Origin of the sequence: Streptomyces sp. NBC_00461 (genome assembly GCF_036013935.1) — a bacterium.
In the GTDB taxonomy this organism is placed as follows: Bacteria; Actinomycetota; Actinomycetes; order Streptomycetales; family Streptomycetaceae; genus Streptomyces.
Window position 1 is genome coordinate 6,797,286 of sequence record NZ_CP107902.1, and the last position, 26,476, is coordinate 6,823,761.

General features: G+C 70.9%; 17 protein-coding genes. 8 read left to right on the plus strand and 9 right to left on the minus strand.

Going from position 1 to position 26,476, the window contains the following annotated elements; all coding sequences use genetic code 11:
* Positions 1 to 195 precede the first annotated feature (195 nt).
* Positions 196 to 1,398, minus strand: a complete 1,203-nt coding sequence (locus OG870_RS31840) for a S8 family peptidase (RefSeq protein WP_266521756.1) — start codon at positions 1,396 to 1,398, stop codon at positions 196 to 198.
* A gap of 311 nt (positions 1,399 to 1,709) precedes the next feature.
* On the opposite strand from OG870_RS31840, the gene OG870_RS31845 reads away from it, so the two are divergent.
* A complete protein-coding gene (locus OG870_RS31845; protein ID WP_266590040.1) occupies positions 1,710 to 4,328 on the plus strand; it encodes a glycosyltransferase family 1 protein in 2,619 nt (872 codons plus the stop codon).
* A gap of 7 nt (positions 4,329 to 4,335) precedes the next feature.
* Here the strand turns inward: OG870_RS31845 and OG870_RS31850 are convergent, their stop codons facing one another.
* The 7 genes from OG870_RS31850 to OG870_RS31880 form a co-directional block, all read right to left on the minus strand.
* Positions 4,336 to 4,854, minus strand: a complete 519-nt coding sequence (locus OG870_RS31850) for a DUF1990 family protein (protein WP_266590042.1) — start codon at positions 4,852 to 4,854, stop codon at positions 4,336 to 4,338.
* Positions 4,855 to 4,923: 69 nt separating this feature from the next.
* Positions 4,924 to 6,591: a M4 family metallopeptidase gene (locus OG870_RS31855; protein ID WP_266590044.1), complete on the minus strand. Its 1,668-nt coding sequence runs from the start codon at positions 6,589 to 6,591 to the stop codon at positions 4,924 to 4,926.
* Positions 6,592 to 6,884: 293 nt separating this feature from the next.
* Positions 6,885 to 8,897: a M4 family metallopeptidase gene (locus tag OG870_RS31860; protein ID WP_266521765.1), complete on the minus strand. Its 2,013-nt coding sequence runs from the start codon at positions 8,895 to 8,897 to the stop codon at positions 6,885 to 6,887.
* A 270-nt stretch (positions 8,898 to 9,167) separates the two neighbouring features.
* On the minus strand, positions 9,168 to 10,922 hold the full coding sequence (locus OG870_RS31865) for an ABC transporter ATP-binding protein (protein ID WP_266590047.1): 1,755 nt from the start codon (positions 10,920 to 10,922) through the stop codon (positions 9,168 to 9,170).
* Complete coding sequence (locus OG870_RS31870; protein WP_266590049.1) at positions 10,919 to 12,700, minus strand: ABC transporter transmembrane domain-containing protein; 1,782 nt, start codon at positions 12,698 to 12,700, stop codon at positions 10,919 to 10,921. The genes OG870_RS31865 and OG870_RS31870 overlap by 4 nt, the downstream gene beginning before the upstream one ends.
* Positions 12,701 to 12,735: 35 nt before the next feature.
* Positions 12,736 to 14,595: an ABC transporter ATP-binding protein gene (locus OG870_RS31875; protein ID WP_266590051.1), complete on the minus strand. Its 1,860-nt coding sequence runs from the start codon at positions 14,593 to 14,595 to the stop codon at positions 12,736 to 12,738.
* Positions 14,592 to 16,433: an ABC transporter ATP-binding protein gene (locus OG870_RS31880; RefSeq protein ID WP_266590053.1), complete on the minus strand. Its 1,842-nt coding sequence runs from the start codon at positions 16,431 to 16,433 to the stop codon at positions 14,592 to 14,594. Before OG870_RS31880 ends, OG870_RS31875 begins: the two co-directional genes overlap by 4 nt.
* A gap of 183 nt (positions 16,434 to 16,616) precedes the next feature.
* Here OG870_RS31880 and OG870_RS31885 point away from each other — a divergent pair, with 183 nt between their 5' ends.
* Genes OG870_RS31885 through OG870_RS31900 form a run of 4 tightly spaced genes read left to right on the plus strand, consistent with a single transcriptional unit; the run spans position 16,617 to position 20,232 of the window.
* Positions 16,617 to 17,522 carry an ABC transporter ATP-binding protein gene (locus OG870_RS31885; protein ID WP_266590055.1) on the plus strand — a complete coding sequence of 302 codons (906 nt, stop codon included), beginning with the start codon at positions 16,617 to 16,619 and terminating at the stop codon, positions 17,520 to 17,522.
* On the plus strand, positions 17,519 to 18,253 hold the full coding sequence (locus OG870_RS31890) for an ABC transporter permease (protein WP_266521784.1): 735 nt from the start codon (positions 17,519 to 17,521) through the stop codon (positions 18,251 to 18,253). Before OG870_RS31885 ends, OG870_RS31890 begins: the two co-directional genes overlap by 4 nt.
* A gap of 25 nt (positions 18,254 to 18,278) precedes the next feature.
* Positions 18,279 to 19,547 carry a sensor histidine kinase gene (locus OG870_RS31895; RefSeq protein ID WP_266521787.1) on the plus strand — a complete coding sequence of 423 codons (1,269 nt, stop codon included), beginning with the start codon at positions 18,279 to 18,281 and terminating at the stop codon, positions 19,545 to 19,547.
* Positions 19,537 to 20,232 (plus strand): response regulator, encoded by a 696-nt coding sequence (locus tag OG870_RS31900; RefSeq protein WP_266521790.1) that lies wholly within the window; start codon positions 19,537 to 19,539, stop codon positions 20,230 to 20,232. Before OG870_RS31895 ends, OG870_RS31900 begins: the two co-directional genes overlap by 11 nt.
* A gap of 5 nt (positions 20,233 to 20,237) precedes the next feature.
* Here OG870_RS31900 and glgX read toward each other — a convergent pair whose 3' ends face one another.
* Complete coding sequence (gene glgX / locus OG870_RS31905; protein ID WP_266590060.1) at positions 20,238 to 22,484, minus strand: glycogen debranching protein GlgX; 2,247 nt, start codon at positions 22,482 to 22,484, stop codon at positions 20,238 to 20,240.
* Between the two features lie 253 nt (positions 22,485 to 22,737).
* Here glgX and OG870_RS31910 point away from each other — a divergent pair, with 253 nt between their 5' ends.
* From OG870_RS31910 to OG870_RS31920, 3 genes are all read left to right on the plus strand, one after another.
* Positions 22,738 to 23,985, plus strand: coding sequence for a L,D-transpeptidase (locus tag OG870_RS31910; protein ID WP_266521796.1), 1,248 nt, complete (start codon positions 22,738 to 22,740; stop codon positions 23,983 to 23,985).
* A gap of 165 nt (positions 23,986 to 24,150) precedes the next feature.
* Complete coding sequence (locus OG870_RS31915) at positions 24,151 to 25,413, plus strand: L,D-transpeptidase (protein ID WP_266521798.1); 1,263 nt, start codon at positions 24,151 to 24,153, stop codon at positions 25,411 to 25,413.
* Positions 25,414 to 25,574: 161 nt separating this feature from the next.
* Positions 25,575 to 26,342, plus strand: coding sequence for an enoyl-CoA hydratase/isomerase family protein (locus OG870_RS31920; RefSeq protein WP_266590064.1), 768 nt, complete (start codon positions 25,575 to 25,577; stop codon positions 26,340 to 26,342).
* Positions 26,343 to 26,476 lie beyond the last annotated feature (134 nt).

Consider the following 26,476-nt stretch of genomic DNA (forward strand, 5'->3'; position numbering starts at 1 on the left):
TGGGGAGGTGGGTCCTGCGTGGAGTTTTCGTGGAGCACCTGAGGGGTGTCCCGAGGGAGCCTTCCCACCCTATTCGGGTGGGCAATCCGGCACTTTGTTAACTACTCACGCGTATGTCTACACACAAGACCGGCCCCGTTCGTGAACGAACGGGGCCGGTGGCGGAACTCTTCTATGACGAGCCTGGCCTTGCGCCTACGAGGGCGGCACCTGCAGAAGCTCGTCGGGCGAGCCGAGACCCCGTCCGGAGACCTTCCCGGACGCCGCAAGTTTGACCAGGGCTTTGGAAACCTGGGCCGGCGTTGCCTTCGGATGGTCGGCCAGATACAGCGCGGCCGCCCCCGCCGCATGCGGCGAAGCCATCGACGTACCGGAGAAGGTCGCCTTGCCGGTGTTGCTCGCGTAGGACGCCGAGGTGATCGACACGCCCGGGGCGAACAGATCGACGGCCGGTCCGAAGTTGGAGAAGCTCGCCCGTGCGTCGTTCCTGTCGGTCGCGCCGACCGTGATGGCCTCCTTCACGTCCGCCGGCGAGTAGAGCGCGGCCGGCAGACCGTCGTTGCCCGCGGCAACGGCGTAGGTGACGCCCGACGCGATCGAGCTGCGTACGGCGGCGTCCAGCTGGGCGTTGTGGTAGCCGCCCAGGCTGAGGTTGGCGACCGCGGGCTTCCTCGCGTGCTTGGTCACCCAGTCGATACCCGCGATGACCTGCGCCGTCGTACCGGAACCGTCGTTGTCGAGGACCCGTACGGCGACGACCCCGGCCTGCTTGGCGACGCCGTACGTCGTGCCGGCGATGGTGCCGGCGACGTGGGTGCCGTGGCCGTTGCCGTCGGATGCGGTCCTGTCGTTTCCGACGAAGTCCCAGCCGTAGCTTGCCCGGCCGCCGAAGTCCTTGTGCGTGATGCGGATGCCGGTGTCGATCACGTACGCCGTCACCCCGCGGCCCGCGGACTCGGGCCAGGTGTAGCTCCTGTCCAGCGGCAGGCTCGGCTGGTCGATCCGGTCCAGGCCCCAGGACGGCGGGTTCTTCTGGGTGTGGTCAAGCGCCACACGCGTGTCCTGGACGACCGAAGCGACCCGGGAGTCGGCCGCGAGCCGCTTGGCCTGTCTCTCGTTCGCCCTGATCGCGTAGCCGTTGAGGACCGTGCCGTAGGTATGGCTGATTTTCGCCCCGTACTTCTCGGCGACGCCCTTTCCGGCCGCCGACGGAGCCTTCGTTCCCCCCTCAAGTGTCACCAGGTAACTTCCGCTGACGGAGCCGGGCTCTCCGGCGCCGAGTATCCGCCCCTCCGGTGCGGCGTGCGCGGGCAGGGTGATGGCCGAAAGTGCCGCGGTACAGGTCACCGCGGTCAGGCCCCCCGCCCAGCGCAGACGCCGTGTTCGCGTCCGTGCCATCGTCCGAGTTCCCCTCCTCGACTCGGCGTACGGCAGCCTCCGGTCCCCGGGTGCACCCGGCGGTCGGCCGGTACGCCACATGCAGCCTCTCGTGCGGCGCAGAAGACCCACAAGAGGGCCTACAGGGGCGGAATCGGCCATGTCGGCCATGGCGGATGCGTGAAGGTTGCGCTGTTTTCCGGACTGTGTACAAGTGTGTGCCGCTCTTGGACGTGCCGTGGTTGCGGAGCCCTCCGCACCGATACCGTCGAGGGTGACGACGAGGCGCACAGCGTTGTGCGTCCGCACAGCGACACGCGTCGAGGTGGAAAGTGAAGGCGATCCGTCGATTCACCGTCCGACCCGTTCTCCCCGAACCCCTCCGGCCGCTCAGTGACCTGGCCCGCAACCTGCGCTGGTCCTGGCATGCGGAGACTCGCGACCTCTTCCAGTCCGTCGACCCCGAGCGCTGGGCCGCCTCGGACGGCGATCCCGTACGGCTCCTGGGGAGCGTGGCGCCCGCGCGGCTCGCGGAGCTGGCCGAGGACCACCGATTCCTGCGCCGTCTGGCGGCTGTCACGGACGACCTGGGCGACTATGTGACCGGCGAGCGCTGGTACCAGACCCATACCGGCGAACTGCCCGCCGCCATCGCCTACTTCTCGCCCGAGTTCGGTATCACGGCCGCCCTGCCGCAGTACTCCGGCGGCCTCGGCATCCTCGCCGGCGACCATCTGAAGGCGGCCAGTGATCTCGGCGTACCCCTGATCGGCGTAGGCCTCCTGTATCGGCACGGCTACTTCCGCCAGTCCCTGTCCCGGGACGGCTGGCAGCAGGAGCACTACCCGGTGCTCGACCCCAACGAGCTGCCCGTCGCCCTCCTGGAGGAACCGGACGGCGCGCCCGCCCAGGTCTCCCTCGCCCTGCCCGGCGGCAAGCAGCTGCACGCCCGCATCTGGCTCGCCCAGGTCGGCCGTGTCCCGCTCCTGATGCTCGACTCGGACGTCGAGGAGAACGACCTCGGCGAGCGCGGGGTGACCGACCGGCTCTACGGCGGCGGCAGCGAGCACCGGCTGCTGCAGGAGATGCTGCTCGGGATCGGCGGGGTCCGGGCGGTGCGGACGTACTGCCGGCTCACCGGCCATCCCGCTCCCGAGGTCTTCCACACCAACGAGGGCCACGCCGGCTTCCTGGGCCTGGAGCGCATCGCCGAGCTCTGCGACGGCGGGCTGGACTTCGACTCCGCGCTGGAGGCGGTCCGCGCCGGGACCGTCTTCACCACCCACACGCCCGTCCCGGCCGGCATCGACCGCTTCGACCGCGAGCTGGTCGCCCACCACTTCGGCGCCGCAGCCGAACTCCCGCGCATCGACGTCGAGCGCATCCTGCGGCTGGGCATGGAGACCTATCCCGGCGGCGAACCGAACCTCTTCAACATGGCCGTGATGGGCCTGCGCCTCGGGCAGCGGGCCAACGGCGTCTCCCTGCTGCACGGCCATGTCAGCCGCGAGATGTTCTCCGGCCTGTGGCCGGGATTCGACCCCGACGAGGTGCCGATCACCTCCGTGACCAACGGGGTGCACGCGCCCACCTGGGTCGCGCCCGAGGTCTTCAGGCTCGGCGCCCGGCAGATCGGCGCCCAGCGCACCGAGGACGCGCTGACCGTCGGCGGCTCGGACCGCTGGGACGCGGTGGGGGAGATCCCCGACCAGGACATCTGGGAGCTGAGGCGGGTCCTGCGCGAGCAGCTGGTGGACGAGGTGCGCCGGCGGCTGCGGGCGTCCTGGCGCGGGCGCGGGGCCGGGACGGCCGAGCTGGGCTGGATCGACGGAGTCCTCGACCCGGACGTCCTCACCATCGGCTTCGCACGGCGCGTCCCCTCGTACAAGCGCCTGACCCTGATGCTGCGCGACCGCGACCGGCTGATGGACCTCCTGCTGCACCCCGAACACCCCATCCAGATCGTCGTCGCGGGCAAGGCGCACCCGGCGGACGACGGCGGGAAGCGGCTGGTGCAGGAGCTGGTGCGGTTCGCCGACGACCCGCGCGTGCGCCACCGCATCGTCTTCCTGCCCGACTACGGCATGGCGATGGCGCAGAAGCTCTACCCGGGCTGCGACATCTGGCTCAACAACCCCCTGCGCCCGCTGGAGGCCTGCGGCACCTCCGGCATGAAGGCCGCCCTCAACGGCTGCCTCAACCTCTCCGTCCTGGACGGCTGGTGGGACGAGTGGTTCCAGCCCGACTTCGGCTGGGCGATCCCCACGGCGGACGGCACGGGAACCGATCCCGAGCGCCGCGACGACATAGAGGCCGAGGCCCTCTACGACCTGCTGGAACAGCGCGTCGCCCCGCGTTTCTACGAGCGCGGGCAGCAGGGACTGCCCGACCGGTGGATCGAGATGGTGCGCCAGACCCTCACCCTGCTCGGGCCGAAGGTGCTGGCCGGCCGCATGGTCCGCGAGTACGTCGAGCGTCTCTACGCGCCGGCCGCCCATGCCCATCGCTCGATGGACCCCGACTCCGCGCGCGAACTCGCCGCCTGGAAGGCACGGGTGCGGGCCGCCTGGCACGGGGTCACCGTCGATCACGTGGAGACGTCCGCCGCCACCGCCACCGCGGAACTCGGCACGACGCTCGCCCTGCGGGTGCGGGTGGGCCTCGGCGAACTGGGGCCGGACGACGTGGAGGTCCAGGCCGTCTCCGGGCGCGTCGACCCGGAGGACCACATCGCGGACGCGGCGACCGTCCCGCTGAAACCGGCGGGCGGCCCCGACAACGAGGGCCGATGGGTGTACGAGGGCCCGCTCTCCCTGGACCGCACGGGGCCCTACGGCTACACGGTCCGCATCCTGCCCGCACACCGACTGCTGGCGTCCGGCGCGGAGTTGGGGCTGGTGGCGGTGCCCTCGGAGGAGACGGGGGAGGGGGCCGGGGTGCTGATGAGGTGAGGCGGTCTCACGCCTCCGAGTAGGGAGCGCACATACGCCTCAAGGTGGCCCCGCACTTTCGTGCGTAGGCATGCTGAAGGCCGCGCGTCGCAGGTCCGCCCGCCCGGGCGTACCACTTCGCCGCGCGGCTGAACGCGTCCACGGTCAGCCACACGGTCCCGTCACCGGTACGGTCCACGACGAAGGCCTCCTCGCCGCACTCCGGGTGGCCGGCCAGCGTGCCGTACGCCCAGCCCGCGCGGCGGGGCTCCTCGACCGTGTAGACGATGCGGCACGGAGCCTTGATCATCCCGGCGAGGGTGATGGTGACGTCGACTCCCTCGGTCGCCCGGTCCGCGCTCGCCTCGACGCCCACACCGAGTTCGCGGTGCATCTCCCAGGTCAGGACCGCCTCGGAGGCTCTCTGGAAGGCCTTCTCACCCTCGCCTATGCGCGTGCGTACGCGCATCGGGTGGAAACCCGGTGGGCAGAAACCGCCGCGGCGGGTGCCGCCGACGTCGTCGTAGGTGAAGTCCTCCAGGCGCATGGGACACAAGAGTAGGGCGGCACCCGGGACAGCCTTCGTCCCGGGTGCCGCCCGCCGACCCCCCTCGGGTCAGCTCACGTTGACAGCGGACCAGGCCGCGGCCACCGTCTTGTACTCCGTGCTGCTGGAGCCGTACAGGGCGGAGGCCGCCGACAGCGTGCCCGCACGGGCCGACTTGTAGTTCGTCGTCGACGTGAAGTACGTGGTCAGCGCCTTGTACCAGATCTGCAGCGCCTTGTCCCGGCCGATGCCGGTGACCGTGGAGCCGTTGGACGTCGGCGAGTTGTAGCTCACGCCGTTGATCGTCTTCGCGCCGCTGCCCTCGGACAGCAGGTAGAAGAAGTGGTTGGCGACGCCGGACGAGTAGTGGACGTCCTTGTTGCCGACGGACGAGGACCAGGAGTCGGCGGAGCCGCCGTCCTTGCTGGGCTTGTCCATGTAGCGCAGCGGGGTGCCGTCGCCGTTGATGTTGATCTTCTCGCCGATGAGGTAGTCACCCTTGTCGGCCGAGTTGTTGGCGAAGAACTCGACACCGGTGCCGAAGATGTCCGAGGTGGCCTCGTTGAGGCCGCCGGACTCGCCGCTGTACTCGAGACCCGCCGTGTTCGCGGTGACGCCGTGGCTCATCTCGTGGCCGGCCACGTCCAGCGAGGTCAGCGGGTCCGTGTTGCCCTCGCCGTCGCCGTACGTCATGCAGAAGCAGTCGTCGTCCCAGAACGCGTTCACGTACGAGCTGCCGTAGTGGACGCGGGAGTAGGCGCCGACGCCGTTGTTCTTGATGCCGCTGCGGCCGAAGGTGGACTTGTAGAAGTCCCAGGTCTCCTGCGCGCCGTAGGCGGCGTCCGCGGCGGCGGTCTGGTCCGTGCTGGAGCTGGAGGCGGTGCCGGTGCCCCAGACGTTGTCCGCGTCGGTGAACAGGGTGCCGGTGCCCGAGCTCGTGCCGTGCTTCAGGTTGTACGTCTTGTGGCCGCCGCGCGAGTCGTCGGTCAGCGAGTACGACGAGCCCGACCCGCTCGTGGCGAGGCTGACCGTGCCCGAGTACAGCGTCTTGCCGGTGCCGGTGGCGTTCTCGATGCCCTGGTACTCGAAGAGCTTCTTGCCGGTGGCCGCGTCGGTGATGACGTGCAGCTTGTTCGGGGTGCCGTCGTCCTGGAGGCCGCCGACGACGGTCTCGTAGGCGAGGACGGCCTTGCCGGAGCCCGCCCAGACGACCTTGCGGGCGCCGTCGGCCTCGGTCTTGGCGGAGCCGAGCGTCTTGGCGGCGCTCACCGCCTGCTTCTCGGCCTTGGCCGCGGTGATCTGCGGCTTGAGCGAGGCGACCTTGACGGAGGCGTTGGTCGCTCTGGTGACGCCCTCGGCCTTGCCGGACTTGGCGGTGTGCACCACGAGGTCGCCGCCGAGGACCGGCAGGCCCGCGTAGGTGCGCTCGTAGCGGGTGTGGACGGTGCCGTCGGCGTCCTTGACGACGTCCTTGACGACGAGCTTCTCCTTGGCGCCGAGGCCTATCTGCTGGGCGGTCTCGGTGACGTCGGCCTGGGCCTTCTGGATCAGCGTGGTGCGGGCCGCGTTCGACAGCGCGGCGGGCGCCGCGGCGAGCGTGGCCTTGGCCGGGGTGTCCGCCGGGGTCTGGGCGGCGGCCGAACCGGTGGTCAGACCGGTGGTGAGCAGGGCTCCGGCCGCGACTGCGGTGGCGATGGCCAGAGTCGAGCGCTTGTGACGCGCGTAGAGGGGGGTCACACAAGCTCCTTGTGGTGGGGGAGTCCGGCACGGCGTGGGGCGCCTGGCCGGAGTTGCTGTGAAGTTGTGCGGCGGTTGTGAGGAAGAGTGACACCGGGGGCGCGTACATGTCAGGACCCCCTTGTGATGTTGGCTGAAAATTGACCCTCGGGTGAACATTGCGGGAATGTAAACGGAGTTGACGGCGGCAATGGTCAAACCGGTCGGGGGTAAGGGCGTGGCAAAAAAGGGCGCCGCCCCGGGGAGTCGAACCACCGGGGCGGCGCCCTGAACCGAGGGCCTCAGGGGCCGGTCTACGGGAAGGTGAGCTTCCAGCTGTTGATGTAGCCCGTGTCCTGCGCCGCCTGGTCCTGGACCTTCAACTTCCAGGTTCCGTTGGCTACTTCGGAGGAGGCGTTGACCGTGTAGGTCGCCTGGACGTTGTCCGCCGAGTCGGAGGAGCTGAAGTTCTTCAGGCGGTACGTCGAACCGTCCGGGGCCACCAGGTCGATCACCAGGTCGCCACGCCACGTGTGGACGATGTCGACCGAAACCTGAAGGTTCGAGGGGGCGTTGCCCGTCCGGCCGGACACGGTCACGGACGACGTCACGGCCGCCCCGTTGTCCGGAATCGACACGTCGGTCGTGTTCTCGAACGAGGTGCCGCCACCGCCGCCGCCACCGGAGCGCGAGCCGACCGCGACGCCCGCCCAGGCGTCCTGCACGGCCTTGTACTCGGTGGACGTGGTGCCGTACAGCTCACCCGCCGCCGCGAGCGTGCCCGTGCGGGCGGAGGCGTAGTTGGTGGTGGACGTGAACTTCGTGGTCAGCGCCCGGTACCAGATCTGCAGCGCCTTGTCCCGGCCGATGCCGGTGACCGGAAGCCCGTCCGAGGTCGGCGAGTTGTAGCTCACGCCGTTGATGACCTTGGCGCCGCTGCCCTCGCTCAGCAGGTAGAAGAAGTGGTTGGCGACACCCGAGGAGTAGTGCACGTCGAGGTTGCCGACGCCCGAGTACCAGGAGTCGGCGGAGCCGCCGTCCTTGCTGGGCTTGTCCATGTAGCGCAGCGGGGTGCCGTCGCCGTTGATGTCGATCTTCTCGCCGATGAGGTAGTCACCCACGTCGGACGAGTTGGCCGCGTAGAACTCCACGCCGGTGCCGAAGATGTCGGAGGTGGCCTCGTTGAGGCCGCCGGACTCGCCGCTGTAGTTGAGCCCCGCCGTGTTCGAGGTGACGCCGTGGCTCATCTCGTGGCCGGCCACGTCGAGGGCGGTCAGCGGGTCGTTGTTGCCGGAGCCGTCGCCGTACGTCATGCAGAAGCAGCCGTCGTCCCAGAACGCGTTCACGTACGAGTTGCCGTAGTGCACACGGGAGTAGGCGCCGACGCCGTTGTTCTTGATGCCGCTGCGACCGAAGGTGTTCTTGTAGAAGTCCCAGGTCTCCGCGGCGCCGTAGTGCGCGTCGGCGCCCGCGGTGGCGGCGTTCGACGTGGTGCCGTTGCCCCAGGTGTTGCTCGTCTGCGAGAACAGCGTGCCGGTGCCCGAGGTGCCGTGGTTCAGGTTGTACGTCTTGTGTCCGCCGCGGTCGCCGTCGGTCAGCGTGTAGTTCGAGCCCGACTGGGTCGTCGTCAGCGGGACCGTGCCGCTGTACTGGGTGTTGCCGGTGCCGGTGGCGTTCTCGATGCCCTGGTACTCGTAGAGCTTCTTGCCGGTGGTCGCGTCCGTGATGACGTGCAGCTGGTTCGGGGTGCCGTCATCCTGGAGGCCGCCGACGACCGTCTCGTACGCCAGGACCGGCTTTCCGCTCGCCGCCCAGATCACCTTGCGCGGGGCCACGTCGGCGCCGGCCTTGGTCGAGCCGAGGGCCTTCGCACGCTTGACGGCCTGCTGCTCGGCGGCCGCCCTGGTGATGTCCGGGGTGACGTCGGAGACCTTGATGGCGGCGTTCGTCGCCTTGATGACGCGCTGGGTGGCGCCCGACTTGGCGGTGTCGACGATCAGGTCGCCGCCGAGGACCGGGAGACCGTCGTAGGTGCGCTCGTAACGGGTGTGGAGGCTGCCGTCCGCGTCCTTGACGACGTCACGGGCGACGAGCTTCTCCTTGGCGGCGAGGCCGATGTCCTTCGCGGTCTGCGCGCGGGCCGTGTCGGCGTCGCGGATCAGCTCGGCGCGCTGGGAGGGGCTGAGCTTGACGGCGGCGTGGGCCTTGCCCGCCTGGGCCGGGGCGGCGGACGCGGCGCCCGACTGGACGGCGGCGGCGAGCAGGGCGGTGACGCCGGCGACGGCGACTATGTGGGAGGTGCGTCTGCGAGAGGAATTGCTTCTCAACACTGACTCCTTCTGCGCGGCCGCGGGTCGCGCGGCCAGGGGGAGATCCGGACGGTGGGTCGACCGTCCGGGCAGAACTGGCAGAGCTGCGGAACCAGGTGCAGGTGGCCTTGTGACGACACAGCGGTGTATCTGTGGGGTTGCTGTGAAGCGGCCGTGGGAAGCCTGGCACCGGATGGCGCTTTCTGTCAGGGGCGCGTCAGAAAGTTGGCCGGAATTGGTTCGTTGTCCGGATGTTCATGTCCGATATGCGGAATGGGGGTCAGATGGTCACGCGGGGTCCCCGTGCCACGTCCGCCACAGCGCCGCGTACGCGCCGTCGGCGGCCACCAGCTCCTCGTGCGTGCCGAGTTCGGTCAGGCGGCCGCCCTCCATCACGGCCACCCGGTCCGCGTCGTGGGCGGTGTGCAGACGGTGGGCGATGGCGATGACCGTGCGGCCTTCCAGTACGGCGGCCAGGGCGCGCTCGGTGTGGCGGGCCGTCGCCGGGTCCAGCAACGCCGTCGCCTCGTCGAGGATCAGCGTGTGCGGGTCGGCCAGGACGACGCGGGCGAGCGCGAGTTGCTGGGCCTGGGAGCCGTCCGTGGGGCAACCCCCTTCGCCGAGCCGGGTGTCGAGGCCGTCCGACAGCCCCCGAATCCAGTCCTCGGCGCCGACCGCGGTGAGGGCGGCCCACAACTGCTCGTCCGTGGCGGCCGGTTCGGCGATCAGCAGATTGTCGCGGACCGTGCCGAGGAACACGTGGTGTTCCTGGGTGACCAGGACGACCTGACGGCGCAGTTGGTCGGGGCCGAGGTCGACTACGGGCACTCCGCCGACGGTCACCGTGCCCTCCCCGGGGGCGTCGACGCCGGCGAGAAGCCGGCTGAGCGTGCTCTTTCCGGCGCCGGACGGGCCCACGACCGCCAGCCGCTCGCCCGGCCGTACGGTCAGGTCGACGCCGCGCAGGACCTCGCCGCCGCGGTCGTAGGCGTAGCGCACACCGGTGATGTCGATGCGGTCGTCGGCAGGGGTGGGGGAGCCGGCCGGCACGGTCCGCGGGGCCTGGGCGAGGCCCTCGACCCGGGCGAAGGAGGCACCGCTGCTCTGCAGTTGCTCGATCCGCATCAGGATCTCGTCGAGCGGCCCGTTCAGCCGCTGCAGATACAGGGCCGCCGCCACGACCGCGCCCAGGCTCAGCGTGCCGTGGTCGAGCAGGACTCCGCCGACCAGGAGGACGGCGGCCACCGGGACGAGGTAGGAGACCTCCACCACCGGAAAGAACACGGTCCGCAAGAACAGCGTGTACAGCCGGGTTCGCCGCGACGTCTCCAGCGCGTCCCGGCTCGCCGTGACGCGGCGCCGCTCAAGCCGCAGCGCCTCGACGGTCCGGGCGCCGGACGCGGTCGCCGCGAGGATCTCCGCGACGTCCGAGGTGGCGGCGCCCTCGGCGAGGTAGCCGTCGCGGGCCCGCTTCAGATACCAGCGCAGCGCGCCCCAGATGCCGGTCAGCCCGAGCAGACCGCACGCGCCGAGCAGCGGGTTCAGGGCGAAGACGGCGCCGAGCAGGAACAGTGCCTGCACGGTGTTGATGAGCAGGTCGGGGCCGACGTCGCGCAGGGTGGTGCCGACCAGGGCGACGTCGGCCGTGCCGCGCGCCGTCAGATCACCGGTGCCGGCCCGCTCCAGAATCCCCGCGGGCAGGGCCAGCGCCCGCTCGACGAACTCCTCGCGCACACGGGCGAGCGTCCGCTCCCCGAACCGGTGCCCCACGTACCGGGCCCACCGGGCCAGCAGCAACTGCGCGAGCGAACACACCAGGATCCACAACGCCAGGCGGTCGACGGCCCCGACGCCGCCCCCGCCCCGCACCTCGTCGATGATCCGCCCGACCAGCCAGGGTCCGGCCAGTCCGGCTCCGGCAGCCATCCCGTTCAGCACGAGCACGGCGGCGAAGGCCCGCGCATCGGCGCGCAGCAGCCGCAGCATCGCCCGCCGCACGTCGGCGGGTTCGGCGACGGGGAGCCGGCCCGAGGCCGCCGTCATCGGATCGCCTCCTCGGCCGCGGTCTCCTCGGCGTCCCGGGCCACCAGGGCACGGTAGGCCGGTTCGCGCTCCAGCAGTTCGCGATGGCTTCCCACGGCCGTGGCCTTGCCCTCCTGTACGAAGTACACGGTGTCCGCCCGGTCCAGCACGAGCGGTGACGTGGTCGTGACGACCGTGGTGCGGCCCTCCCGTGCCGTGCGCAGCCGCTGGGCGACGCGTGCCTCCGTGTGGGCGTCCAGGGCCGATGTCGGTTCGACGGCGAGCAGTACCTCGGGGTCGGCCAGCAGGGCCCGGACCAGCCGTATCCGTTGACGTTGGCCGCCGGAGAGGTTGCGGGCCTGGGCGTCGATCGGTGAGTCGAGGCCGTCCGGCAGACCCTGGACGATGTCGTCGGCGACGGCTGCGTACAGAGCCTCGGACAGGGGCGTCTTCAAACGAGCCTCGGTTCGTGGTTCGGCGTCTGCGGGTTTGTCGTGGCCGGCCGCGCCCCTTGGGGGCGTGACAGAGCCGTCCACCGCTTCGCGCAGGGTGCCCGCGAACAGGTCTGCCTCGTGGTCGGCCACCAGGATGCGCTCCCGGATCTGCGGCAGCGCGATCTCGTCGAGGGGGATGTCGCCCCAGGTCGCCTTCGACGCCACGTACCGCCCGAGCCGGTCGACGACCGCCGCCGCGTCGGCCGGGTGACCGCAGGCCAGCGCGGTCAGGTGTCCCGGCCGTACCCGCACCCCGGACTCCGGGTCGTGCAGCACCGCCGGCTCTGCGGGCGCGTCCCGGGTGCCGATGTCGGCCAGCGGCTCCAGCCGCAGGAACCGTACGACCCGCCGTGCCGACACCAGCCCGCGGCTGATCTGGTAGCCGCACTCGACCCAGAACGCCACCGGCCCCACCAGCACGGCCACATAGCCGTACACCGACACCAACTCGCCGATGCTGATGGCCCCTTGGGCGGCGAGCCGGGCCGCCAGCCAGGTGACCACCGCGAGGAACAGGGTCGGCAGTCCGACGCCGAGCGCCTGGACCCAGCTGGTCACCGCCCCGACCCGGTAGCCCTGCCGGCGCAGCCGCTGCGAGTCGCGGTGGAAGGCGTCGGCGAACAGCCCCTTGCCGCCGAGGCCGTTGAGGACCCGCAGGCCGCCGGCGAGGTCGGCGATGCGGGCGGTGAGCACGCCCTGCCGCTCCCGGTACTCGGTCTCCGTGCCCTGCAGCCGTGCGAGGAGAGGCCCGACGAGGACGACGATCAGCGGTATCCCGAGGAGCACGACGGCGGCGATGAGCGGCGAGATGGCCACCAGCAGCCCGGCGACCGCCAGATACGCGACGACCGCGCCGACCCCGGGCCCGACGACCGTCAGGGACTGGCTGATCGTCTGCACATCGCCCACCCCGATGGTGACGACCTCCCCGGCCCCGACCCGGCGCGGCAGCGCGGCGCCCAGCCGGACCGCCTGTCCCACGACGACCTTGACCGTGCGGAAGTTGGCGTCCATCCGCACCCGGGTCATCGTGCGGTGCCGCATGATGCTCAGCCAGGCGTTGAACGCCCCGACCGCGAAGAGCACGGCGGTCCAGCCCGCCAGCGCCGGATAGTCACCGGGCTCCAGACCGTCGTCGATCGCCCGGGACATCAGATACGGCGTCGCCGCCAGCAGCACCATCCACACACTGCCCAGCACCGCCCCGGCGAGCGACCTGCCGGGCTGGCAACGGACCAGCCACCACAGATAGCGCCCGCCGCCGCGACAGTCCGGCGTCCCGGGCTCCTCGTACGCGTCGATCATCCATCCCTCGATCCCTACTTACGCCCAGCCGACGTCTACGCCAGACTGTCCCGCCACGCCCGGTGCAGATCCGCGAACCGCCCGGTGCCCGCGACGAGTTCGGCCGGGCTGCCGTCCTCCACGATCTTCCCGTGCTCCATGACCAGGACCCGGTCGGCGATCTCGACGGTCGACAGCCGGTGCGCGATGACGACGGCCGTGCGCCCGTGCAGCACCGTCGACATCGCCCGCTGCACGGCCCGTTCGCCCGGGATGTCGAGCGAGCTGGTCGCCTCGTCGAGGATGAGTACGGCGGGGTCGGCGAGCAACGCCCGTGCCAAGGCCACGAGTTGGCGCTGGCCGGCCGAGATACGGCCGCCCCGCTTGCGAACGTCCGTGTCGTAGCCGTCGGGCAGCGCCTCGATGAAGTCGTGCGCGCCGATCGCCTTCGCGGCGCGCTCGATCTGCTCGCGAGTCGCGTCCGGGCGGCCGATGGCGATGTTGTCGGCGACCGTGCCGGAGAACAGGAACGCCTCCTGCGTCACCATCACCACCCCGCGCCGCAGTTCGGGCACGGACAGCTCGCGCAGGTCCACGCCGTCCAGCAGGACCCGGCCCTCGGAGGGGTCGTAGAAGCGGGCGAGCAGCTTGGCCAGGGTCGACTTGCCTGCGCCGGTCGAGCCGACGACCGCGACCGTCTGCCCGGCCGGGACGGTGAGGCCGAAGCGGGGCAGGACCTCGCCGCCGGTGCGGTAGCCGAAGGCGACCTCGTCGAAGACGACCTCGCGGCCGGGGTGCTCGCTCTCCAGCGCGGGAAGTTCCACGGGACTCGACGGCTCCGGCACGGTCGGTGTCTGCGCCAGCAGCCCGGCGATCTTCTCCAGGGAGGCCGCCGCCGACTGGTACGAGTTCAGGAACATGCCGAGCCGGTCGATGGGGTCGTACAGACGGCGCAGGTAGAGCACGGCGGCGGCCAGGACGCCCAGCTCCAGCGAGCCGCCCGCCACCCGGTAGGCGCCCCACAGCACGATCCCCGCGACGGCCGTGTTGGCGACCAGCCGGGAACCGACGACATAGCGGGCCATCTCCAGCGACGCGTCGCCGTTGACCCGCTCGTGCCGCCGGTTCAGCACCCGGAAGTCGGCGTCGTTGACGGCCTCGCGCCGGAAGGCGCGCACCGGGCGGATGCCGTTCATCGTCTCGACGAACTTGACGATGACGGCGGCGATGGCGGTGGAGCGCAGGCGGTACACCCGGACCGCGCGCCGCTGGTAGACCCGTACGAGGAGGTACAGCGGCACGAAGGACGCCACCGCGACCGCCCCGAGGGCGAGATCCAGCCAGAGCAGCATCGCCGAGATGTAGACGAAGGAGAGGATGACCGCGACGAGTTCCTGGAGGCCCTCGCTGAGCAGTTCACGCAGCGACTCGACGTCGGCCGTCGACCGGGAGATGAGCCGGCCCGAGGTGTAGCGCTCGTGGAAGTCGAGGCTGAGTGCCTGCGCGTGGCGGAAGATACGGCCGCGCAGGTCGAGCAGCACGTCCTGGTTGACGCGGGCGGAGGCGATGACGAACGCGTACTGCAGCCCGCCGGACAGCAGCGCGCACAGCAGATAGACCACGGCCACCGCGATCAGAGGGCCGTGGCGCTGCTCCCGGAACGCCGGGACGGCGGTGTCGATCGCGTACGCCACCAGCAGCGGGCCCGCCTGCACGGCCGCCTGCTGGAGCAGCAGCAGGAGGCTGGTGAAGGCGACGCGGGCCTTCATCGGGGTGAGCAGGGAGCGCAGCAGGGCGGCGGTGGCGCCCGGGGGAGTGGGCAGCACATCCCGGTCGAAGGGGTCGGTCGCGTCCTTGGGGCGGGGGAGGTCCGGCTCGTCGTCCGCCGTGGGGACAGACGTGGTGGTGGCCGTCATCGGTCGTCCTCCGCTTCTGAGGTCCCGGACATCAGATGGGCGTACTCGGCGTTCGTGCGCAGCAGTTCGTGATGCGTGCCCACGGCGGTGATCCGGCCGCCGGAGAGCAGGGCGACCCGGTCGGCGAGCAGAACGGTGGACGGACGGTGCGCCACGATGAGGGCGGTGGTGTCGGCGAGCACGTCCCGCAGGGCGGCCTCCACGGCGGCCTCGGTGTGCACGTCGAGGGCGGACAGGGGGTCGTCGAGGACGAGGAACCTCGGTCTGCCCACGACCGCTCGCGCGAGCGCCAGCCGCTGCCGCTGCCCGCCGGAGAGGCTGAGTCCCTGCTCGCCGACCCGGGTGTCCGTCCCCTGGGGCAGCGCCTGCGCGAAGCCGGCCTGTGCGACGGACAGCGCCCGGTCCAACTCGGCGGCGCCCGCGTCGGCTTCGGCCCCCATGAGGACATTGTCCCCGACGCTCGCCGAGAAGAGGGTCGGCTCCTCGAAGGCGACCGCGACCATGGAGCGCAGCTCATCGCGGGAGAGGGCGGCGATGTCCTCGCCGTCCAGCGTGATCCGACCGGACGTCACCTCGTGCAGACGCGGGACGAGGGCGGTCAGGGTCGTCTTGCCGCTGCCGGTGGCGCCCACCAGGGCCAGGGACTCGCCGGGGCGGACATGCAGGTCGATGCCGTCGAGGACGGGCGGGGAGTCCTCGGGGGCGTCGGGATAACGGAACCGCACGTCCAGGAACCGGAGGCCGTCCGTGCCGGCTGCCGGCCGCCGGGGGCCGGTCGCGGCCTCCGGCCCGGCCGCGCGACGCTCCGGCCCCGCGCCCGTCTCCGCCTCCGGCGGTTCGTCCATCACCTCGAAGTACCGCTCCGTGGCCGTCGCCGCCTCCTGGCTCATCGCGAGCAGGAAGCCGATGGAGTCCACCGGCCAGCGCAGGGCGAGGGCCGTCGACAGGAACGCCACCAGGGTCCCCGCGGACAGGTTCCCGTCGGCCACCTGCACCGAGCCGACCACCAGCGCCGCCCCGATCGCGACCTCCGGCAGCGTGACGATGACACCCCAGATCGTGGCGAGCAGCCCCGCCTTGCGCAGTTCCGTCCCCCGCAGGGTCCGCGCCAGCGACCGGAACGCGCGCGCCTGGCTGCGGTGCCGCCCGAACCCCTTGATGATCCGGATGCCGAGCACGCTCTCCTCGACGACCGTCGTCAGATCGCCGACCTGGTCCTGGGAGAGCCGCGCCACCTCGGCGTACCGCTTCTCGAAGACCGCGCACGTGACCATCACGGGGACGGCCGGCCCGAGGATGACCAGCCCGAGCGTCCAGTCCTGCAGCAGCATGATCACCACGCCGACGAGGATCGTCACGCCGTTGACCAGAAGGAACGTCAGGGGAAAGGCGAGGAACTGACGCAGCAGCATCAGATCGGTGGTGCCGCGCGACAGCAGCTGTCCCGAGGACCACCGGTCGTGGAAGGCGACCGGCAGCCGCTGCAGATGCCCGTACAGATCCGCCCGCATCCCCGCCTCGACGCTCGACAGCGGCCGCGCCACCAGCCACCTTCGCAGCCCGAACAGCAGCGCCTCCGCGAGCCCCAGCAGCAGCAGGTACAGCGCCCCGAGCCACACGCCCGCCGGGTCGCGGTCGGCGACCGGCCCGTCGACCATCCACTTCAGTACGAGCGGGATCACGAGCCCCGTGCAGGAGGCGACGACGGCGACGGACGCGGCGGTGGACAGCCGCCCCCGCACGGGGCGTACGTACGGCCACAGGCGCAGCAGCGTGCGCACGGCGGATCGGTCGGTGGTCTTCCCGGGTTCCTTGGTCGTTGCACATGTCGTCGCCATCAGCAGTGAGCCTACGGATCGGCACTGACAACGCCCACCGAGTTTTGGCCGGAAGCGGGTCGGCCATCGGACCTACGACCTGCGCGTTCGAGGGGTCGTACGTGCGCATCAACCGATCGGTTGATGCGCCTTCGAGCGCGACGGCCGATGTGGCGGGCACCCGCTTCCCGCGACGCTGATGCCATGCCTGTCATCGAAGTCACCGATCTGCGCAAGTCCTACGGGGGCCGGCCCGTCGTCGACGGTGTCTCCTTCGCCGTCGAGGAGGGCGAGATCTTCGGGATCCTCGGCCCGAACGGCGCCGGCAAGACCACCACCGTCGAGTGCGTCGAGGGACTGCGCGTCCCCGACGCGGGCCGCGTCCGCGTCACCGGCCTCGACCCCGTCGCCGACCACGCGCGCGTGGCCGGTGTCCTGGGCGCCCAGCTCCAGCAGAGCGAACTGCAGCCCAAGCTCACCGTCCGCGAGGCGCTGGAGCTGTACGCCTCCTTCTACCCGAGCCCGCTCGACTGGACGCCGCTCGCCGAGCGCCTCGGACTGACCGCCAAGCTGACCACCCGGTTCGGCAAGCTGTCCGGCGGCCAGAAACAGCGCCTGTTCATCGCGCTCGCGCTGATCGGCAACCCGCAGGTCGTCGTACTGGACGAGCTGACCACCGGCCTGGACCCGCGGGCCCGCCGGGACACCTGGGAGCTCATCGAGGACGTGCGGGCAGGCGGTGTGACGGTTCTGCTGGTCACCCACTTCATGGAGGAGGCCCAGCGGCTGTGCGACCGGATCGCGGTGATCGACAAGGGCCGGGTGGCCGCCCTGGACACCCCGGCCGGTCTCATCCGGCGCTCCGCCGGCGCCACCGTCATCAGCTTCACCCCGTCCGCGCCCCTGGACGACCGTGACCTGAACGCGCTTCCCGCGCTCGCGTCCATCGAGCACAAGGACGGCCGTATCACGCTCGCCGGCACGGACGAGACCGTCAACGCCGTCATCACGCTCCTCGCCCGCCACCGCATCACGGCCCATCAACTCCGCGTCGTGGACGCCACGCTCGACGACGCGTTCCTCGACCTGACGAAGGAGGCAGCGGTATGAGCACCGCCGTCCTGAAGACCGAGGTCCGCCTCTTCCGCCGGGAACCGGGCGCCCTCTTCTGGATCCTGCTGTTCCCGACCCTGCTGCTCGTGATCCTCGGCTCCATCCCGTCCTTCCGGCACCACCAGGCCGACCTCGGAGGCCTGCGCACCATCGACGTCTACGTCCCGGTGGCCGTGCTGCTCGGCATGATCGTCGGCGGCCTGCAGTCGATGCCGCAGACCCTCACCGGCTACCGCGAGCGCGGCATCCTGCGCCGGATGGCCACCACGCCGGTCCGCCCGTCCGCCCTGCTGTCCGCGCAGATGCTGGTGTACGGCGGGTCCGCCCTCGCGTCGGCGCTGCTCGCCCTCGCGGTCGGGCGGATCGGCTTCGACGTACGCCTGCCGAAGCAGCCCTTCGGATACGTCCTCGCCCTGCTGCTGGCGGTCCTGGTCGCCCTTGCTCTCGGATCGGTGGTGTCGGCGCTGTCCCGTACGACGAAGATCGCCGGTGCGATCGGGTCCGCGGTGTTCTTCCCGTCGATGTTCTGCGCGGGCGTGTGGCTGCCGACGCAGGCCATGCCGCACGTGATGGCCCGGATCGTCGGATACACCCCCTTCGGGGCGGCCGCGCAGGCCCTCAACCAGGCGGCGGCCGGGCACTGGCCGGGCTGGACCCACCTGGGCGTGCTGGTCGTGTGGATCCTGCTGCTGACGGGTGCGGCCAGTCGCTGGTTCCGCTGGGAGTAGGCGGCCCGCCGTGCAGACTGGGGACATGACCGCGGTGGACACGCAGATCGAGCAGCGCTGGGAGCAACTGCACACCTGGGGGCCGTACGGGCTGCTCGGCATCAGCGTCGTCCTCGCGATCGCCGCTGCCGACCCGCACACCGGCCCGGCCAAGTGGCACGCCGCCCTGGCCCTGGTCGGCGCCGCGGTCGCGCTCCAGCTGTGGTGGCACAGCACCCGCCCCCGCAGGCCCGACCGCTGCCGGGTCCCGTCCCGGCCCGGGACCGTGTACTACGCCGTCCGCTGGGCCATCGCCTTCGCCCTCACCTGGCTCAGCCCGTTCTTCGCGTTCTACGCCGCCGCCGGCTACATGGACGCCGACGAGACGATCCCGGGCACCAGGTGGCAGCGGCTCGGACTGTTCGCGAGCGCGGTCACCGTGGCCGGCGCGCAGGCCGGCGGGCTGCCCCTCGGGAGCACGGTCCAGTGGGTCCTCTTTCCCGCGCTCCTGTTCGCCAACTCCGGCCTGCAGATGGTGGTCGCCCATCTCACCGACCAGGAACAGCAGCGGGCCCGCGAGCGCACCGAGACCATCACCGAACTCGAACGCACCAACACGGCGTTGCAGCAGGCCCTCGACGAGAATGCCGCCCTGCACGCCCAACTCCTCGTCCAGGCAAGGGAAGCGGGCGTCGCCGACGAGCGCCGCCGCCTGGCCGCCGAGATCCACGACACCATCGCCCAGGGCCTGACCGGCATCATCGCCCAGCTCCAGGTCGTCGCGAACGCCCCCGACCTCGACCTCGCCCGCACCCATCTGGGACGCGCCTCCGACCTGGCCCGCCACAGCCTCGGCGAGGCCCGCCGCTCCGTGCACAACCTGGCCCCGGTGGCGCTGGAGAACGACGGACTGCCCGAAGCGCTGAAGAAGACGGTCGCCGCATGGGGCGAACGAACCGGCGTACGCGCCGAGTTCACGGTCACCGGCACCTCGGAACAGCTCCACGAGGAGGTCGCCGCCACCCTCCTGCGCATCGTCCAGGAGGCCCTGTCGAACGCGGCCCGGCACGCCCGCGCCACCCGCCTGGGCGTCACCCTCTCCTTCCTGGGCGACGAGGTGATCCTCGACATCCGCGACGACGGCACCGGCTTCGATCCCCTCGCGCTGCCCGCCCGCACCCACGCGGGCGGCTTCGGCCTCGACGGCATGCGGGCCCGCGCCGAACGCATCGCGGGCTCCCTGACCGTGGAGTCCGAACCCGGGCACGGTACGGCCCTGTCGGCTCGCGTACCGTTGGTCCGCCATGACAGCTGACGTGACCGGAGACGCCCTGATCTCCCTGCTGATCGTCGACGACCACCCCGTCGTACGCGACGGCCTGCGCGGCATGTTCGAGTCGGCCCCCGGATTCACGGTCCTCGGCGAGGCCTCGGGCGGCATCGAGGCGCTCGATCGGGCCGCCGCCCTCGACCCCGACGTGATCCTCATGGACCTGCGCATGCCGGGCGGCGGCGGAGTCGACGCGATCGCGGAGCTGACCCGCCGCGGCGCCCGCGCCAAGGTCCTCGTCCTCACCACGTACGACACCGACACCGACACGCTGCCCGCGATCGAGGCGGGCGCGACGGGCTACCTCCTCAAGGACGCGCCCCGCGACGAGTTGTTCACGGCCGTCCGCGCCGCCGCCGAGGGCCGCACCGTCCTCTCCCCGGCCGTCGCCTCCCGCCTGGTCTCCGCGGTCCGCACCCCCCGGCCGCCCGGCAACGAGCCCCTCTCCCCACGCGAACGCGAGGTGCTGGCCCTGGTCGCCAAGGGCACGTCCAACCGTGAGATCGCCCGCGAGCTGTTCATCAGCGAGGCGACCGTGAAGACCCATCTCACCCATCTGTACGGCAAGTTGGGTGTCAACGACCGCGCGGCGGCGGTCGCGACGGCGTACGAGCGGGGAATCCTCGGCCGGCCGGGCAGCGGCGGCGCGGGTGGGACTCCCTCACCCTGACTCCCTCACTCCGCCACGCGCAGCAGCAGCACCGCCCGGGCCGGCACCGTGATCACCGCCCCCGCCCGGTGCTCCACCCCCGGCTCCTGAGACTGCGTCTCCCTCGACGTGTCGACGACCACCTCGTAGCGCTGCGCCCAGGGCGGCCCCGGCAGCACGAAGCTGACCGGACGGTCCCCGGCGTGCAGCACGGCGAGGAAGCTGTCGTCGAGGATCGGGTCACCGTGCTCGTCGCGGCCCGGTATGTCCCGCCCGGACAGATACATGCCGAGCGTGGCGGCCGGCGCGTACCAGTCCCGTTCCGTCATCTCCGTGCCGCGCGCGGTGAACCAGGCCAGGTCGCGCAGACCGTCCGCGGAGTGCGCCCGCCCCGAGAAGAAGGCCCGGCGACGCAGCACGGGGTGCCGGTGCCGCAGCTCGATGAGCCGGGCCGTGAGGTCGAACAGGGCCTTCCAGCCCGGCTCCTGGAGCAGCCCCCAGTCCAGCCAGCTGATCTCGTTGTCCTGGCAGTACGCGTTGTTGCTGCCGCGCTGGGTGCGCCCCAGTTCGTCGCCCGCGACCAGCATCGGTACGCCCGTCGACAGCAGCAGCGTGGTCAGCAGGTTCCTGAGCTGCCGCCGCCGCAGACCCCGTACGCGCTCGTCGGCCGTCTCGCCCTCGGCGCCGCAGTTCCACGACCGGTTGTCGTCCGTGCCGTCCCGGTTGCCCTCGCCGTTCGCCTCGTTGTGCTTGCGCTCGTACGACACCAGGTCGCGCAGGGTGAAACCGTCGTGCGCGGTGATGAAGTTGACGGACGCGTAGGGCCTGCGGCCTCCCCAGGCGTACAGGTCGCTCGACCCCGACAGCCGGTACCCGAGATCCCGTACGTCCGGCAGCGCGCCCCGCCAGAAGTCCCGTACGGCGTTGCGGTAGCGGTCGTTCCACTCCGTCCACAGGGGTGGGAAGGACCCCACCTGGTAGCCGCCGGAGCCCACGTCCCAGGGCTCGGCGATCAGCTTCACCCGGCGCAGCACCGGGTCCTGCGCGATGACCGCGAGGAACGGCGACAGCATGTCCACGTCGTGCATGGAGCGGGCGAGGGCGGCGGCCAGGTCGAAGCGGAAGCCGTCCACGCCCATCTCCGTCACCCAGTAGCGCAGCGAGTCGGTGATCAGGCGCAGTACGTGCGGCTGGACCACGTGCAGGGTGTTGCCGCAGCCCGTGTAGTCGGCGTATCGACGCGCGTCCGACTGCAGCCGGTAGTACCCCCGGTTGTCGATGCCCTTCAACGACAGCGTCGGGCCCAACTCGCCCGCCTCCGCCGTGTGGTTGTAGACCACGTCGAGGATGACCTCGATGCCGGCCGCGTGCAGCGCGCGCACCATGCGCTTGAACTCGCCGACCTGCTGGCCCGTCGTACCGGACGCGGCGTACGTGGCGTGCGGGGCGAAGTAGCCGATGGAGTTGTAGCCCCAGTAGTTCTTCAGACCCCGGCGCAGCAGATGGTCCTCGTGCGCGAACTGGTGGACAGGCAGCAGCTCCACGGCCGTGACGCCCAGCTTGACGAGGTGCTCGATCGCCGCCGGGTGGGCCAGCCCCGCGTAGGTGCCCCGGAGTTCCTCCGGGATCCCCGGATGCAGCTGGGTGAAGCCGCGCACATGCAGCTCGTAGATGACCGAGTCCGCCCACGGTGTCTTCGGTCGGCGGTCGTCCGCCCAGTCGTCGTCATCGTGGACGACGACGCCCTTGGGGACGTACGGCGCCGAGTCCCGGTCGTCGCGCACGGTGTCCGCGACCTGCTGCTGCGGCCAGTCCCGCACATGCCCGTACACCTCGGGCGGCAGGCTGAAGTCGCCGTCCACCGCGCGCGCGTACGGGTCGAGGAGCAGCTTCGCCGGGTTCCAGCGGCCCCCGGTCCACGGATCCCAGCGGCCGTGCACCCGGTAGCCGTACCGCTGCCCCGGCATCACACCCGGCACGAAGCCGTGCCAGATCTCGTGCGTCAGCTCGGTGAGCCGCCCCCGCGTCTCCTTTCCGTCCTGGTCGAACAGGCACAGCTCCACCGACTCCGCCCCGCCCGCCCACAACGCGAAGTTGGTGCCCGCCACGCCGTCCGGTCCGACCCGGAACCTCGCACCGAGCGGCGTCGGCGCACCCGGCCGCACGGGCACGCCCGGCACCTTGCGGGGCGCGCCGTTGACCACGGCGGCCGGGCGTTCGCCCTCGTCGGCGCGCTCCTCGGCGACCGCCTCCTGCTCGGCTGCGCTGGACACCTGTCAGCCTCCCACGGCTCATGCGACGACCTTGAAGGAGCACATGGCGTCCCGGCCGAGGCTTCCCGTCGCGTCGTCCTCCCCACTGTTCTGCCCAGCACGTGGCCGAACGACCCCGGACGCCGAGCAGGTCGGCCGAAGCCTCCTCCCGTCCGGCGCCGCCCGATCCTTTGCCGGGCTCCTCCGTCATAGCGCTGCGCACTCACGTTTCCCCAGGGCGTACCGCGGGGCGTACCGCGTCGTTGGGCAGGCCGTGAGGCATGCACAAGGGCGCGCACGGCGCGCGGGGGCCGCGCTGGCCGCCGTACTGACATGGGCAGGGCTCCTGGCCGGAGCCGCCGGCTGCACTTCCAACGCCACGGACAGGAGCGACATCGGCGAGGCACTCGGCAAGGCCCCGGCACCAGAGGACGTCATCCGGGTCTCCCCGGACGACGACAGCAAGGGCGTCAGACCCGACCGGACGCTGCGGGTACGGGTGCCCAGCGGGCGCCTGGAGAAGGTGAAGGTGGTGAAGTCCCAGGACGCACAGGAGTCCGAGGTGCGCGGCCGCATCTCCGAGGACGGCCTGCGCTGGGAACCCGACGAGCCCAGGCTGGCCCTCTCGGCCAAGTACACGGTCGACGTGGTCGCTCTGGACGGCCACGGACGGAGGTCCGCCCGGCACACGACGTTCACCACGTACGTCCCCGACGAGCGTTTCATCGGATACGTCACCCCGGAGAACCGCTCCACCGTCGGCACCGGAATGATCGTCTCCCTGGAGTTCAACCGGGAGATCGAGCACCGCGCCGCCGTCGAGCGCGCCATCCGCGTCACGGCGAAACCGGCGGTCGAGGTCCGCCCGCACTGGTTCGGCAAGGACCGGCTCGACTTCCGTCCCGAGCAGTACTGGAAGCCCGGCACTCAGGTCACCGTCTCCCTCGGGCTCCGCGACGTCGAGGGGGCGCACGGCGTCTACGGGCTGCAGTACAAGACGTTCTCCTTCACCGTCGGCCGCAGCCAGGTCTCCCTGGTCGACGCGGCCGCGCACACGATGCAGGTACGGCGCGACGGCGCGCTCCTCGCCACCGTGCCGATCACGGCCGGGGCACCCAAGCACACCACCTACAACGGGAAGATGGTGGTGATGGAGATGCTCGAACTGACCCGGATGAACGGCGCCACGGTCGGCTTCAAGAAGGAGAACGGCAAGGGCGAGTACGACATCCCCGACGTCCCGCACGCGCTCCGCCTGACCGATTCCGGCACCTTCCTGCACGGCAACTACTGGGCGCCGGACGCCCCCGGGCACGTCAACGTCAGCCACGGATGCGTGGGACTCGTGGACGTCAAGGGCGGCAGCTCCGACACCCCGGCCGGCTGGTTCTTCGACCGCAGCCTCGTCGGGGACGTCGTCCAGGTCGTCCACAGCAATGACAAAAAGGTCGCTCCCGACAATGGCCTCGGAGGGTGGAACATGGGTTGGAAGGAGTGGAAGGCGGGCGGCGCGGTCAAGTAACCGGAGGGAAGGCGGGGATTGAGTCAGGCGCGTGATCGATGTTGCGACTGAACAGTGACATTCACCTGACACGATCCCCGAAACCTTCTGGTTAATATGCGCCAATGCGTGCGTGGACGCGCGCCGGGGTGCGGGCCTGACCAGGCCCGGCGAGGGGAGAACAACTTGAACGTGCGGCCGATATCGGGGGCGTCGGTTGACGCGCGAACGACCCAGGCGCAGCGCCGTGGGGGCCGGGGACTGCTGGCACTGATACTCGGGGCGCTGGTGCTCGCCGTCACCGCGTGCGGCGGGGGCGGTTCGGGTTCCGGATCATCCGGTTCCGGCGACGGCAAGGGCAAGGGCTCGGACGCGGCACAGAGCAAGCAGTCGGAGGCCGTCGTCACGATCGCCCCGAAGAACGGCGCGAAGTCCGTCGACACCACCGGCGCCCTCAAGGTCAGCGCCGCCAAGGGCAAGCTGACGGCGGTCGCGGTCAAGGACTCCAAGGGTGCCGAGGTCGCCGGGAAGATAACCGGCGACGGCACCGGCTGGGCGCCGTCCACGCATCTGGCCGCGTCCACCACGTACACGGTGCACGCGGTCGCGAAGGACACCGAGGGACGTGAGGCGGCGGAGGACTCCCGCTTCACCACCCTCACCCCGCAGAACACCTTCGTCGGCAACTTCACGCCCGAGGACGGCACCACGGTCGGCGTCGGAATGCCGTTCTCCGTCCGCTTCACCCGGGGCATCACGCACCCGGAGGACGTCGAGAAGGCCATCACCATCAAGACCGAGCCGGCCGTCGACGTCGAGGGCCACTGGTTCGGCAACGACCGCCTCGACTTCCGTCCGGAGCAGTACTGGAAGTCCGGCACCAAGGTCACGGTCAAGCTCAACCTCGACGGGGTCGAGGGCCGGCAGGGCGTCTACGGCAAGCAGACCAAGACGATGGAGTTCACCATCGGCCGCAACCAGGTCTCCGTGGTCGACGCCAAGAAGCACACCATGAAGGTCATGCACGACGGCAAGGTCGTCAAGACCCTGCCCGTCACCACCGGCAAGCCCGGCTACGACACCTGGAACGGCCAGATGGTCATCAGCGAGCGGCTCCGGGTGACCCGTATGAACGGCGAAACGGTCGGCTACGGCGGCGAGTACGACATCAAGGACGTCCCGGACGCCATGCGCCTGACCAACTCCGGCACCTTCATCCACGGCAACTACTGGGGCGGCGGCGCCTTCGGCAACTACAACGCCAGCCACGGCTGCATAGGCCTGCGGGACACCCGCGGCGGCTACGACCGGGGGCTGCCGGGCGGCTGGTTCTTCGACCACTCGATCATCGGCGACGTCGTCGTCGTGAAGCACTCCAACGACCGCACGGTCGACCCCGACAACGGCCTCAACGGCTGGAACATGTCGTGGGAGAAGTGGAAGTCGTAGACGTCTGACGTCGAGCGGGCCCGGTGCTGTGAGCGACAGCACCGGGCCCGTTGCCGTTGGTCCCCGTGCTGTGCCTGCCTGGGGGCAACCCCCAGACCCCCGGCCGGAGTGTGAGCGACCGCACCAGGCCCGTTGCCGTTAGTCCCCGTTAACCTGCCTGCATGACCGTGAATCTCGAAGTCGCCGAAGGCGTCGGCACCATCCGTCTCGACCGTCCGCCGATGAACGCGCTGGACGTCGCCACACAGGACCGGCTGAAGGAACTCGCCGAGGAGGCGACCCGTCGTGACGACGTACGGGCCGTGATCGTGTACGGCGGGGAGAAGGTGTTCGCGGCGGGCGCGGACATCAAGGAGATGCAGAACATGGACCACGCGGCGATGATCCTGCGGGCCCGCGCCCTGCAGGACTCGTTCACGGCGGTGGCCCACATCCCCAAGCCGGTGGTCGCGGCGATCACCGGCTACGCGCTCGGCGGCGGCTGCGAGTTGGCGCTGTGCGCCGACTACCGGATCGCGGCCGAGGACGCCAAGCTGGGCCAGCCGGAGATCCTGCTGGGCCTGATCCCCGGCGCGGGCGGCACCCAGCGGCTGTCCCGTCTGGTCGGCCCGTCGAAGGCGAAGGACCTGATCTTCACGGGCCGCATGGTCAAGGCGGACGAGGCGCTGACCCTGGGTCTGGTGGACCGGGTGGTGCCGGCCGAGGACGTCTACACCGCCGCGCACGCGTGGGCGGCGAAGCTGGCGCAGGGACCGGCGATCGCCCTGAGGGCCGCGAAGGAGGCGATCGACACGGGTCTGGAGACGGACATCGAGACGGGCCTCGCGGTCGAACGGAACTGGTTCGCGGGCCTGTTCGCCACGGAGGACCGCGAGCGCGGGATGCGGAGCTTCGTGGAGGAGGGTCCGGGCAAGGCCAAGTTCCTCTGAGGTACTGAAGTACCAAGTACCTCTGTACCCCTTGCAATTGACGCGATGTCTGATCCCGTTCCCTCGATGGGGCGGTTTATGGGAGCCTTAACGCAACCTTAAGTCTGCCTTGTCGAGGGAGACCGTCGATTGCC

Coding starts and splice junctions, on each gene's coding strand:
- OG870_RS31840 (WP_266521756.1), bottom strand. CDS start 1,398: ATGGCACGGACGCGAACACGGCGTCTGCGCTGGGCGGGGGGCCTGACC.
- OG870_RS31850 (WP_266590042.1), bottom strand. CDS start 4,854: ATGCGCCTGGAGGACTTCACCTACGACGACGTCGGCGGCACCCGCCGC.
- OG870_RS31865 (WP_266590047.1), bottom strand. CDS start 10,922: ATGACGGCGGCCTCGGGCCGGCTCCCCGTCGCCGAACCCGCCGACGTG.
- OG870_RS31870 (WP_266590049.1), bottom strand. CDS start 12,700: ATGATCGACGCGTACGAGGAGCCCGGGACGCCGGACTGTCGCGGCGGC.
- OG870_RS31875 (WP_266590051.1), bottom strand. CDS start 14,595: ATGACGGCCACCACCACGTCTGTCCCCACGGCGGACGACGAGCCGGAC.
- OG870_RS31880 (WP_266590053.1), bottom strand. CDS start 16,433: ATGGCGACGACATGTGCAACGACCAAGGAACCCGGGAAGACCACCGAC.
- OG870_RS31885 (WP_266590055.1), top strand. CDS start 16,617: ATGCCTGTCATCGAAGTCACCGATCTGCGCAAGTCCTACGGGGGCCGG.
- OG870_RS31890 (WP_266521784.1), top strand. CDS start 17,519: ATGAGCACCGCCGTCCTGAAGACCGAGGTCCGCCTCTTCCGCCGGGAA.
- OG870_RS31895 (WP_266521787.1), top strand. CDS start 18,279: ATGACCGCGGTGGACACGCAGATCGAGCAGCGCTGGGAGCAACTGCAC.
- OG870_RS31900 (WP_266521790.1), top strand. CDS start 19,537: ATGACAGCTGACGTGACCGGAGACGCCCTGATCTCCCTGCTGATCGTC.
- OG870_RS31920 (WP_266590064.1), top strand. CDS start 25,575: ATGACCGTGAATCTCGAAGTCGCCGAAGGCGTCGGCACCATCCGTCTC.